Raw genomic sequence first — 12,625 nt, 5'->3', positions numbered from 1 at the left:
GGACTATGATGACAAAACTAACAGATAAATTGCAGCGAGAGATCGGCTATCAGTTCAGCAGTGCTGCATTGCTTGAACTGGCGTTGACGCACCGTAGTGCCAATGGCACACATAATGAGCGTCTCGAATTTTTGGGTGACTCAATTCTTAGCTTCGTGATTGCCGAGGATCTTTATCATCGCTTTCCGAAAGTGGATGAAGGGGATATGAGTCGGATGCGCGCGACCTTAGTGCGCGGTAATACACTAGCCGAAATTGGGCGGGAGTTTTCTCTGGGCGAAGTCATGCGCCTTGGCCCAGGAGAACTTAAAAGTGGCGGTTTTCGCCGCGATTCGATTTTGGCTGACGCTGTAGAAGCATTGATTGGCGCCATCTTTTTAGACAGTGATATCAATCGGGTACGAGATATTATCTTGCAATGGTATCAGCAGCGACTCGAAACCATTGAACCGGGTGTCAGCCAAAAAGATCCGAAAACCCGTTTGCAAGAGCTCTTGCAGGGAAAACGTAAACCGTTACCGTCTTATACGGTGATGAAAGTGAAGGGTGAAGCACACAACCAAGAGTTTACGGTAGAGTGCCAGATATCAGGACTGGAGCGTTCTGTGATTGGAAAAGGCAGTAGTCGTCGCAAGGCAGAGCAAGCGGCTGCAGAACTCGCATTACAGAAGTTAACATAATGACTGACACACAGCGCTGCGGCTTTATTGCCATTGTTGGCCGCCCGAACGTAGGAAAATCAACATTGCTGAACCGCTTGGTAGGGCAAAAGTTGTCGATTACCTCGCGTAAACCCCAAACCACGCGTCACCGAATCATGGGCGTGGATACCCGGGATAACTACCAGGCGGTGTATGTCGATACGCCTGGGCTACACATTGAAGAAAAGCGCGCCATTAACCGTCTTATGAATCGGGCTGCAAACAGCTCGTTAACCGACGTTGAATTGGTATTGTTTCTCGTGGATGGCACACATTGGACCAATGACGATGAAATGGTGCTTAATAAGCTAGCGCGTTCAGAGTTGCCGACGGTTTTGTTGGTCAACAAAGTGGATAACGTTAAAGAGAAGACGGAGCTGTTTCCGCATCTACAAGCGTTGTCAGAGAAGATGCCGTTTGTCGACGTGATCCCGGTTTCAGCGAAAAACGGGACCAATATTGATGTGGTCGAGCAGCGTGTTCGTGATGCGTTGCCGGCGTCTGAATTCTACTTTCCTGAAGAATATGTTACCGACCGCTCTCAGCGTTTTATGGCCTCAGAAATTATCCGTGAAAAGCTGATGCGTTTTACCGGTGAAGAGCTGCCTTATTCAGTGACGGTTGAAATTGAACGTTTTGACTACAACCCTGAAACCGATGGCTTTCATATTAATGGTTTGATTTTAGTTGAGCGTACCGGCCAGAAGAAAATGGTCATTGGTAAAGGCGGCGAAAAGATCAAACGCATTGGCCGTGAGGCACGCTTAGACATGGAAGATCTCTTCGAACGTAAGGTCTATCTTGAGCTTTGGGTGAAAGTGAAATCCGGCTGGGCTGATGACGAACGCGCGTTGCGCAGTTTAGGCTATATCGACGATCTTTAATTGGCCCGATCATCGGGTCCATGCACTCAGGAGAGGGTGAGTGGACGGCTTTCAACGTGGTTTTGTGCTGCATTCGCGCCCCTATAGTGAATCGAGTCTGCTCTTAGATGTGTTCTCTGAGTTCGAGGGGCGTATCACGCTTCTCGCCAAGGGAGCACGTCGTCCCCGTTCGGCCATAAGAGGCGCACTGCAGCCTTTTACTCCCTTGCTGCTCAAGTGGGGGGGGCGCGGTGAATTACGTACATTGCGCAGTGCTGAGGCCACAGGCCTCGCGCTGCCTTTATCAGGCAATGCTCTGTATTCCGGCTTTTACCTCAATGAGTTAGTTATGCGTGTGCTTGAACCTCATACGCCTTACCCAGCGTTATTTTTCGATTATGTCACCGCCCTAACCCAGCTTGCCCGCTATCATAACCCAGAGCCTGCATTACGCTGCTTTGAGCTTGCGCTGTTAGAAGCACTGGGCTATGGCGTTGATTTTCTTCATTGTGCTGGTAGCGGCGACCCGATCAACGATACTATGACGTATCTATATCGTGAGCAGCAAGGCTTTGTCGCGTCGATAATGAAAAGCCAACATCGGCAATTTACTGGCGCGGATCTACGAGCGTTGGCGACACGACATTTTGAAACGGTGGCACAGCTGCGCGCCGCCAAGCGTTTTACACGTATGGCGCTCAAACCTTATCTTGGCCCTAAGCCGCTAAAAAGCAGAGAATTGTTTAGAAGGAAATAATCATGGATAAAATTTACCTCGGTGTGAACATTGATCACGTTGCGACGATACGTAATGCACGTGGTACCGCGTATCCGGATCCGGTTCATGCGGCGGAGTTAGCTGAGCGTGCTGGAGCGGCAGGGATCACCGTGCATCTGCGTGAAGATCGTCGCCATATCACTGATCGCGATGTCCGTTTACTCAAAGAAACGCTACAAACGCGTATGAACCTGGAAATGGCGGTGACCGATGAAATGGTTGAGATTGCGCTCGAGATTCAACCTGAATTTGTTTGTTTGGTCCCGGAAAAACGTGAAGAGCTCACCACCGAGGGAGGCTTGGATGTCGCAGGCCAGCTGGATAAAGTGAAAGCGGCAACCCAGCGTCTGAGCGAAGCTGGGATTAAGGTTTCCCTTTTTATTGATGCTGATCGCAATCAAATTGAAGCGGCTCATCAATGTGGTGCGCCCTTTATTGAGCTGCATACGGGCCACTACGCAGATGCAACCAATGACAACGATCGCCAATCGGAGCTTAAAAAGATCTCCGCAGCGGCAAGCTCTGCTGTCGATTTGGGGGTCAAAGTGAATGCGGGCCATGGCCTGACGTATCATAACGTCACGCCCATCGCGGCGATGCCAGAAATGCATGAACTGAATATTGGTCATGCAATCATAGGTCGTGCAATGTTTGATGGTTTGCAAAAAGCGGTGGCGGATATGAAAGCGATTATGGAAGCGGCGCGTCGCTAAATGGCCATTGTTGGAATTGGTACAGACATTGTTGAGATTGCGCGTATTGAAAAAGCGTTTGCACGCCAATCGCGCTTTGCCGATCGGATCCTAACCGATAGTGAGCGGGAGCATATGGCAACACATCATGCGCCTGCTCGTTACTTGGCCAAGCGCTTTGCTGCGAAAGAAGCCGCGGCAAAAGCGCTAGGAACCGGGATTGCCGATGGTGTCACGTTTCATGATTTTACCATTACCAATCAGACTTCCGGCCAGCCAGCCCTAAGCCTTTCTGGCCGTGCTGCCCAATTGGCACGCGAGCGTGGCGTTGCGCACTGTTGGCTGACCTTATCGGATGAAAAGGCCTACGCGATCGCGTATGTTATCTTAGAAATGGGTTAACAGCCCTGCGCGTTATCGAGATATTGCGGTGCCAGTTGCTCAATATGTGCAATCTCATCTTGGAGCTCTAATAGCTCAGGTTCGACAGCTGCGATATCTGCCCCGGCTTTTAATTGCGTTTCTAACTCGTGACACAGGCTTTTCAGTTGAGGCACACCGCTATAAGCACAGCTACCGTGGAGCTTGTGGATGGCTTGCCATAAGCTATCGGTCTCTGACTCTCCCGCCAACGCACTAGCGACCACCTTCTTCACTGACGTAAAAGAGGCGAGTAACATTTCTAGCATTTCTTTGGCGAGATCGGCCTTGCCTGCTGCTTGGTTGAGCGCCCGCTGCCAATCCAGATGACGCGCACTGTGATCCTGGTTAGCCGAATAAGTGGGTAACGGTGCGGCTTGATGAGGTGCTACCGTGTCATCAAAATGCAGCCAACGACTCAGGGTGCTTTCTAGCATGGCCTCTTCAATGGGCTTGGTGAGGTAATCGTCCATCCCGGCATCAATAAGGCGCTCACGCTCACCAGGCATCGCATGAGCGGTTACTGCTACAATCGGCGTTTGCTGGTTGAGTCCCGCTTTACGAATTTCTTGGCTAGCGGTGACACCGTCCATTTCTGGCATTTGAATATCCATCAAAATGATATCAAAGGCGTATTGGTGTGCCAGTGACAGGGCTTTGACGCCATCATCTGCGGTCACGACTTTCTCTACCCGCTCAGCCAACAAGGCTGTGATCAGTTTCAAGTTCGCAGGATTATCATCGACAGTCATCACGGTGTAGGGCGCCTTTCGCGTGGTGTTAGGTTGAGGTAGCGGCAAAGGCGCCGGCTCGGGTGAACCAAGCAGTGTTTCCAATAGTTTACGCTGGGGGATCGGCTTGGCGACACACGCTCGTACACCGGCTTTCAAAAGATGCTCGGATGCTTCGAGTTCGGTGGTGGGTAAGCAAACCACCACTGACTGCGCTTGCTGCTCACAGAGACTGACTGCATCTTGCATCTCACTGAGCGCAGGCATGCTCCCAGCATCAAAACAAAGGAGAGCAAAATGATACTGACGGTCAGTGAGCACATGGGTGCCGGACGCGGTATCAACGTTTAGGCCCACCTGGCTCAGTCGTTTGCGCAAAATCTCTCTGGTACGCGCATTGGGCTCCACAATCAGAATATCGCGCCCGACCAAAGGCTCGATGTCGAGTGGCTGCGATACCGGTAAATCAGTTTGTGTCAGCTGCAGCGTAAACCAGAATGATGAACCTTGGTGAAGGCGACTGGTAAAGCCAATATCGCCGCCCATTTGTTGGACTAATTTTTGCGTGATCACAAGCCCGAGCCCAGTACCGCCATAACGGCGCGAGATACTGGCGTCTGCCTGTCTAAACGCTTGGAAAAGCTGCGCTTGTTGACGTTCAGAGATCCCAATGCCGGTGTCTTTGACCATCAACTGCAGTTCGACGGTTTCATCGTGTAGCTGTTTAAGATCGACACTGACATCAATATTACCTCGCTCGGTAAATTTCGCCGCGTTGCCAATCAAATTGATTAAAACTTGTTGGATACGAAGCGGATCGCCAACCGCTCCCGCAGGAATCCGAGCATCGGTGCGCAGGGTTAGCTCTAGCCCTTTCTCATGCGCCATAGGCGCGAGTAGGCGCATCACTTCGTCGAGCATCTCTTGCACGTCGAACGGAATGTTTTCTAACAGCAACTTACCCGCTTCCAGCTTAGAGAAATCTAAGATGTCATTGATGATCGTCAGCAGGTTATTGGCGGATTTTTCAATGGTGAGAAGGTAATCTCGTTGACTACTACTGAGCTCGGTTTTTAGCATTTGTCGCGTAAAGCCAATCACCCCGTTGAGCGGTGTACGCAGCTCATGGGACATATTGGCGAGAAACTCGGATTTAACCCGTGCCGCTTCTTGCGCGTTTTTCTTGGCAATGTCTAACTCAACGTTTTGGATCTCGAGCTGCTCTAAGGTTTCGCGTAGATCACTGGTCGCCTGATCAATACTTTGTTGCATTTCCAAATGGTATTCGGACAATGAGATTGCCATTGCATTGATGCCATTTTTTAAGGTATCCAGCTCGCCGAGCAGCTCACCTTCAATCCGCACGTCAAGATGGCCTCGTCGAATTCTATCGACCAAGGTCACCATGTTGCCGATTGGATGAGTCACATCGGCAATCAAACGGTAAGCGAAAAAGCAGGAGAGAATCCCGCCCAGCGCGACCATAACCAGCGCTGTGATCATTTCCTGGTACTGTTTCAACCGTACTGAGCTAAGGTCCAACTCCATCGCAATATACCCCAAAGGGCGCTCGACATTGAGCCCGGGGGTAAAGCGTCCAATTTCTAAAATCGGTGCACGCAAAATCAAGGTATCTTGCTGTTGGCTAACCTGTAATTGTGTGGGAATAGGTTGGCCACTATCGACGGAGAGCATGGCTAAATTGCGGTGGTAGTTCGAGGTTACAAACAGCTCGTTACGACGATCGAACACGGCAATACTTCGCACAAACTGAGAATGCTGGCGGTGAGCAAAGCCGATGAGCCGGCGCACGTTTTCACGACTGTCATTTTTCAATCCCACTTCGCTGGCAATGGCGAGCGGTTCTATAATCGCAGAACCGGTTACCGTGAGTTGCTGTTCAAGGTCTTGATAGCGGGTGCTGGTGAAAAATGCACTGAGTAATAGCCCAACAATGAGTGTCGGTGCAATAGTGAGTACAGAAACACGGGTGCGGAGGCCATATTTGGTCATGCTAGATAAACTATGGGAAAATAATCACGACAATTAGCGCCAGTGTACATGATTCAATCACAAAATAGTCAGCGAACTATCACAACTCCCACTGGCAGGATCTCTTGACTGGCTTGGCAACAAGCTTTAAACACTGGAATACGACATGGCGCGCTTTTTTAAGCCCGAAAAAAATAAAAAGGTTGAGCAAAAGCATCAGCTGATAACCATTAAACGCTTAGACCATCATGGCGATGGCGTTGGCTTTTTGGATAAAAAACCGGTGTTTGTCCCAGGTACCTTGCCGGAAGAGCAAGCCTTGGTACAGCTGACCGAACAAAAGCGGCAATATGCGCGCGGCCAATTAATTAAACTCGATAGCCACGCCACACAACGTGTTGAGCCAGGGTGCCCGGTTTATCAGCAGTGCGGTGGTTGCAGCTTGCAGCATCTAAGCCATGAAGGGCAGGTTACGCATAAACAGCAAACGTTGAATGAGCTGATGCAAAAATTTGCTGGGGAAGAGGCAACACTCTCGGCACCTATTACAGATAGGCCATGGCAGTATCGGCGTCGTGCACGCATCAGTCTTCAGGTTGATAAAAAGGGGGCATTGGCAATGGGGTTTCGTGCTCGCCAACGCAGTGCGATTATCAATGTTAGCCATTGTCCGGTTCTGAGTGAGTCATTGAATACTTTGCTTGCGCACTTGCGTCCGTGTTTGGATGGCCTGCGTGGTCGACGTATTTTGGGTCATCTTGATCTGATTGAGGCTGACAACACCACGGTAGTGTCGTTGCGTACCACCAAGGTATTGCACAGTGATGACCGTCAAGCATTGTGCCACTGGGCAGAAACTCAAGGCTGCACCTTTTATCTTCATCAAGGCGATGGCGCACCTGAACGTCTTATCGGCGCCGCGCCAGATTACCAAGTGGCGGGATGTCGCCTTGCGTTTCAACCGAATGACTTTATTCAGGTCAACCCGACGGTCAATCAGAACATGGTGTCACAGGCACTGGATTGGTTAGCACTAGAGAAAGAAGATCGTGTCTTGGATCTCTTTTGTGGATTGGGTAACTTTAGTGTCCCCGCTGCCAAACTGGTTGGGCACGTTGTCGGGGTGGAAGGCGTGCAAGCCATGGTGAATCAGGCGGCAGATAATGCGAAGATAAATGGTTGTGATAACACCTGTTTTTATCAAGCTGATTTAAATAGCGACGCGTTAGAAGGAGAGTGGACCCATCTCGATTTTACCAAAATCTTACTCGATCCGGCACGCGCAGGGGCTGCGGGTGTTATAGACTTTGTGGCACAATCAAGGGCTTCACATATTGTTTATGTGTCCTGTAATCCTGCCACCCTGGCGCGCGATGCCCGCGTGCTGCTTGATAATGGTTATGCACTTGTCAAATTAGGGATGCTGGATATGTTTCCACAAACAGGACACATGGAATCGATGGCCTTGTTTAAGCCGGTGACGAACAAGCGGGCATAAGCGTTTAGTGGCTTGTCGTTATCGACATGCCTCTCTTGTCAGTAAGAGAGTTAAGGATAGGAACAGTTATGGTTGCGGTACGAGAAGCCCACCTACACGAAGATGAAACATTTGAGCTTAACACCTGGGTTAAGCGACTCGGGCAAGACGCATCGACGACACAAGCCTTGTTAGACGGCTACCAATATTGTCGAGCATTGAGTGACGATGAATCAGCACTCAGCCAGCCTTTGTGGCGAGGCCGAGAGATGATCGAAATCCTCGTGACATTAAGCATGGATGCCGACACCTTGCTGGCCGCGCTATTATTTCCGATGGTCGACGCCGAACTGGTCACCCTGGAGACACTGGCGGACGACTATTCGATGTCGATAGTCAACCTGATTCGCGGTGTGCAGCAGACCGCTGCGATTCGGTATTTAAATACCCAAGCCGACGATGAGGCCACGTCCTCGCAAGTTGATAATGTGCGCCGTATGTTGCTCTCTATGGTGGAAGACTTTCGTTGCGTGGTGATTAAACTCGCCGAGCGTATTTGCCATTTACGTGAAGTGAAAGATGCGCCAGAGTCTGTGCGTCAGCAAGCAGCGAAAGAGAGCGCTAACATTTATGCGCCTTTGGCTAACCGATTGGGAATTGGTCAGCTAAAGTGGGAGCTTGAAGATTACGCGTTCCGTTACCAACATGCGCAAACCTATAAACAAATCGCCAAGCAGCTGGCCGAGCGACGCATTGACCGTGAAAACTATATCAGTGCCTTTGTCGAAGGGCTCCAGCAGGAAATGGAAGCGTCGCATATTAATGCACAGGTATATGGACGCCCGAAGCATATTTATAGTATCTGGCGCAAAATGCAGAAGAAAAACCTGGAGTTTGATGAGTTGTTTGATGTGCGCGCTGTGCGCATCATTGCGGATCAACTTCAGGATTGTTACGCCGCATTAGGTGCCGTCCATACCCAGTTCCGTCATCTGCCCAAAGAATTCGATGATTATGTTGCCAACCCCAAGCCGAACGGTTATCAGTCAATTCACACTGTGGTGTTGGGGCCGGAAGGCAAGCCCGTTGAGATTCAAATTCGCACCAAACAAATGCACGATGATGCAGAGCTAGGTGTAGCGGCCCATTGGAAATATAAAGAAGGCTCAGCCAGTGGCCGCAGTGGCCGCAGTGGCTACGATGAAAAAATCACCTGGCTGCGTAAGCTATTGGCATGGCAAGAAGAAATGTCTGATTCGGGCGAAATGCTTGATGAGTTGCGTAGCCAAGTGTTCGACGATCGGGTGTATGCGTTCACCCCGCGCGGCGATGTCGTCGACTTACCTATAGGGGCAACGCCACTTGATTTTGCCTACCACATCCATTCAGAAGTGGGTCATCGTTGCATTGGTGCCAAAGTAGAAGGGCGAATTGTTCCGTTCACCTATCACCTACAAATGGGCGACCAGGTTGAAATCATCACGCAAAAAGAGCCTAACCCGTCGCGAGATTGGCTCAATCCCAGCCATGGATTTGTTAACTCAAGTCGTGCGCGCGCCAAAATAAATGCTTGGTTCCGCAAGCAAGACAAAGACAAGAACATTGCTGCCGGTAAAGAAATCTTGGATACCGAGCTACAAAAAATTGGCGGCATCAGTAAAGATGCCAATTTGGCGCTAAAACGCTTTAACGTTAACACGCTGGACGAGCTTTATGCCGGCGTGGGCAGTGGTGATTTGCGCATTAATCAGGTAGTGAACCATATTAATGGCCTGATTAATAAACCGAGCTTGGAAGAAGAAGAGCAGCAGTTGTTAGAAAAACTGCAGCAAAGCGAACAAAAACCGAGCACCGGCAAAGCCCACCGCGATGCCGTGGTTGTCGAAGGTGTTGATAATCTGATGACGCATCTCGCGCGCTGTTGCCAGCCGTTGCCGGGGGATGACATTAAAGGATTTGTTACCCAAGGGCGTGGTATTTCGGTCCACCGTGCAGATTGCGAGCAGCTCAATGAGCTTAGTCATCATGCACCGGAGCGGATTATCGCCACGGTGTGGGGGAAAGGCCATATTGGTCAATACCATGTACGCATTCGCCTTTCGGCAAATGAACGAACCGGGCTGGTCAAAGATATCAATAACGTGCTAAGCAATGAGAAAGCACGGGTAGCCGGGATGCAAAGCCGGGTTGATTATAAAAAGCAAATGTCGATCATGGACTTTGATCTCGAAATCTCTGATTTAGATACCTTAAGCCGCGTTGTAAACCGGCTTGAACAAGTGAAAGATGTGGTCGAAGCGAAACGTCTCCGCTAATACATTCGCCCTGTTTCGACAGGGCGTTTTTTCATGAAGGAACCTTCTTATGGCGTCAATTGACAACTTACTGACGATCATGGCGACCTTACGCGACCCTAATCATGGTTGTGACTGGGACAAGGCACAAACCTTTGCCTCTATTGTGCCTCATACCTTAGAAGAGGCGTACGAAGTGGCTGACGCCATTGAGCGTGAAAACTGGTCGGACCTAAAAGATGAGTTGGGCGACCTTCTTTTTCAAATTGTGTTCTACAGTCAATTAGGGCGCGAACAACATCGATTTGATTTTGACGATGTCGTCAGTGCGGTGTGCGATAAGCTCACACGTCGTCACCCTCACGTATTTGGTCCTAAAGATGCTAACGGGAAGCCATTAAGCTCGCCTGATTGGGAAGGTATTAAGGCGCAAGAGCGCGCAGAGAAAATGCCCTCAACCCAATCCTGCAGTCTATTAGATGGCGTGACTCAGGGGTTGCCCGCGTTAACTCGCGCCCACAAGCTACAAAAACGATGTGCAAGGGCAGGGTTTGATTGGCCAACCGTGGCGCCGGTTATCGAGAAGGTGCGAGAAGAGCTGGAAGAGGTCGAACATGAATTGGCACAGACACCGGTTGACGCAAGCCGTGTGGAAGACGAAGTTGGCGATCTTTTGTTTGCTGTCGTCAATGTCGCGCGCCACCTAGGCACGGATGCTGAGCAGGCGTTGCGCGCAGCCAATCAGAAATTTGAACGTCGCTTTCGTAGCGTTGAAAATCAATTACGTGATAGTGGAAAAAATATTCAACAATGTCAGCTGGATGAACTAGAATCGGCGTGGCAAGCGGTTAAAAAAGACGAGTAAGGCAATATCCTGTAATTGGCATAATTGATTTGTGACAATTAAAAACACCAGGGTGTGTGGTAGCTTTCACATTGTGGGAGTCAGTGGGGTCTGGTATCATAATATCCCGTCCAGAACTTCATTTATTTCCTCTAAATCCAACTCTCAGGTTTAGCATGACGACGAACTACATTTTTGTTACGGGCGGTGTTGTATCCTCCCTCGGTAAGGGTATTGCTGCAGCCTCATTAGCAGCCATTCTTGAAGCGCGTGGCCTTAACGTCACCATCATGAAACTCGACCCTTATATTAACGTGGATCCAGGGACAATGAGCCCTACCCAGCACGGAGAAGTATTCGTCACGGAAGACGGCGCAGAGACTGACCTTGATCTCGGTCACTATGAGCGCTTCATTCGCACTAAAATGACCAAGCGTAATAACTTTACCTCTGGCCGTGTTTATGCGGATGTACTGCGCAAAGAGCGCCGTGGAGACTACCTGGGGGCGACGATTCAGGTGATCCCACATATTACCAACTCGATCAAAGATCGCATCGTCGCAGGCGGTGAAGGTCACGATATTGTGATCGTCGAGATCGGCGGAACGGTCGGTGATATTGAATCATTACCATTTTTGGAAGCGATTCGTCAGTTGACGGTAGACGTGGGCCGCGAACATGCCATGTTCATGCATCTGACATTAGTGCCTTACTTGGCTGCGGCAGGCGAAGTAAAAACCAAGCCGACCCAGCACTCAGTAAAAGAGCTTCTGTCGATTGGTATTCAGCCGGATGTGCTGGTATGCCGTAGTGAGCGTCCAATTCCTGCCAATGAACGCGCTAAGATTGCGCTGTTCTGTAATGTGGCGGAAAAAGCGGTCATCACCATGAAAGACGTCGACTCTATTTACAAGATCCCATCGTTGATCCGTTCGCAAGGGTTGGACGATTTGGTGTGCAAGCGCTTTGGCATTGAAGCCGTAGAAGCTGACTTGTCTGAATGGGAGCAAGTGAGCTACGAAGAAGCCAACCCAATGGGTGAAGTCACCATTGGTATGGTCGGTAAGTACATTGAATTGCCGGATGCGTACAAGTCCGTCAATGAAGCGTTAAAACATGGTGGGTTGAAAAATCGCCTGACCGTCAACATCAAGTACGTGGATTCACAAGATCTTGAAACCCGCGGCAGTGAAATGCTGAAGGACTTGGACGCGATTCTCGTCCCTGGTGGATTTGGTGACCGCGGCATTGAAGGTAAGATCCTTGCGGCACAATATGCACGTGAAAACAATGTGCCGTATCTGGGTATTTGTCTTGGTATGCAGGTGGCGTTGATTGAATACGCACGTAATGTCGCCGGCATGGAAGGCGCTAACTCGACTGAGTTTAGCCAAGAAAGCCCTTATCCTGTCGTTGGCCTGATCACTGAGTGGGTCGATGAAGAAGGCAAAGTGGAAGAGCGTAGCGAGACGTCAGATCTTGGTGGCACCATGCGCCTAGGCGCGCAGCTTTGCCACTTAGCTGAAGGTTCGAAAGCGCATCAGCTCTACGGCAATACCCAAATCCATGAGCGCCATCGCCACCGTTATGAAGTGAATAATCTGCTACGTCCTAAGCTAGAAAAAGCAGGATTGTCAGTTTCTGGTCTGTCTGCCGATAAAAAGCTGGTAGAGATCATTGAAAACCCAGCACATCCTTGGTTCGTGGCGTGCCAGTTCCACCCGGAATTCACTTCAACGCCGCGTGATGGCCATCCACTGTTTGCTGGATTTGTTGCTGCGGCAGGCAAAAAACAGCGCGGTGAGCTATAAACGACATTCGAGCGGTAGCCCA

General features: G+C 50.1%; 10 protein-coding genes. 9 read left to right on the top strand and 1 reads right to left on the bottom strand.

Going from position 1 to position 12,625, the window contains the following annotated elements; all coding sequences use genetic code 11:
- Positions 1 to 8 precede the first annotated feature (8 nt).
- From rnc to acpS, 5 genes are read left to right on the top strand one after another with little or no spacing between them, the layout of a single operon-like run.
- Positions 9 to 680, top strand: coding sequence for a ribonuclease III (gene rnc / locus BZG76_RS00640; RefSeq protein ID WP_028569567.1), 672 nt, complete (start codon positions 9 to 11; stop codon positions 678 to 680).
- Positions 680 to 1,585 carry a GTPase Era gene (gene era, locus BZG76_RS00635; RefSeq protein WP_021022098.1) on the top strand — a complete coding sequence of 302 codons (906 nt, stop codon included), beginning with the start codon at positions 680 to 682 and terminating at the stop codon, positions 1,583 to 1,585. Before rnc ends, era begins: the two co-directional genes overlap by 1 nt.
- A gap of 40 nt (positions 1,586 to 1,625) precedes the next feature.
- A complete protein-coding gene (recO, locus tag BZG76_RS00630; RefSeq protein WP_021022097.1) occupies positions 1,626 to 2,321 on the top strand; it encodes a DNA repair protein RecO in 696 nt (231 codons plus the stop codon).
- A gap of 2 nt (positions 2,322 to 2,323) precedes the next feature.
- On the top strand, positions 2,324 to 3,055 hold the full coding sequence (pdxJ, locus tag BZG76_RS00625) for a pyridoxine 5'-phosphate synthase (protein WP_077459789.1): 732 nt from the start codon (positions 2,324 to 2,326) through the stop codon (positions 3,053 to 3,055).
- Complete coding sequence (acpS, locus tag BZG76_RS00620; RefSeq protein ID WP_077459788.1) at positions 3,056 to 3,436, top strand: holo-ACP synthase; 381 nt, start codon at positions 3,056 to 3,058, stop codon at positions 3,434 to 3,436.
- Here the strand turns inward: acpS and barA are convergent.
- The gene (barA, locus tag BZG76_RS00615; protein ID WP_077459787.1) at positions 3,433 to 6,198 is read right to left on the bottom strand and encodes a two-component sensor histidine kinase BarA; all 2,766 of its coding nucleotides are present in this window, start codon (positions 6,196 to 6,198) and stop codon (positions 3,433 to 3,435) included. The genes acpS and barA overlap by 4 nt on opposite strands.
- A gap of 145 nt (positions 6,199 to 6,343) precedes the next feature.
- On the opposite strand from barA, the gene rlmD reads away from it, so the two are divergent.
- The 4 genes from rlmD (at position 6,344) to BZG76_RS00595 (ending at position 12,603) form a co-directional block, all read left to right on the top strand.
- The gene (gene rlmD, locus BZG76_RS00610; protein WP_077459786.1) at positions 6,344 to 7,675 is read left to right on the top strand and encodes a 23S rRNA (uracil(1939)-C(5))-methyltransferase RlmD; all 1,332 of its coding nucleotides are present in this window, start codon (positions 6,344 to 6,346) and stop codon (positions 7,673 to 7,675) included.
- A 68-nt stretch (positions 7,676 to 7,743) separates the two neighbouring features.
- The gene (relA, locus tag BZG76_RS00605; protein ID WP_077459785.1) at positions 7,744 to 9,969 is read left to right on the top strand and encodes a GTP diphosphokinase; all 2,226 of its coding nucleotides are present in this window, start codon (positions 7,744 to 7,746) and stop codon (positions 9,967 to 9,969) included.
- Positions 9,970 to 10,018: 49 nt separating this feature from the next.
- Entirely contained in the window at positions 10,019 to 10,813 is a 795-nt protein-coding gene (gene mazG / locus BZG76_RS00600) for a nucleoside triphosphate pyrophosphohydrolase (RefSeq protein WP_077459784.1), read from the top strand.
- 155 nt (positions 10,814 to 10,968) lie between these two features.
- A complete protein-coding gene (locus tag BZG76_RS00595) occupies positions 10,969 to 12,603 on the top strand; it encodes a CTP synthase (protein ID WP_021022090.1) in 1,635 nt (544 codons plus the stop codon).
- Positions 12,604 to 12,625 lie beyond the last annotated feature (22 nt).

It is taken from the genome of Salinivibrio sp. AR647, from assembly GCF_001995415.1.
Lineage (GTDB): Bacteria > Pseudomonadota > Gammaproteobacteria > Enterobacterales > Vibrionaceae > Salinivibrio > Salinivibrio costicola.
Note: the sequence above shows the minus strand (reverse complement) of the source record. Positions and strands in the feature narration are given on the sequence as shown.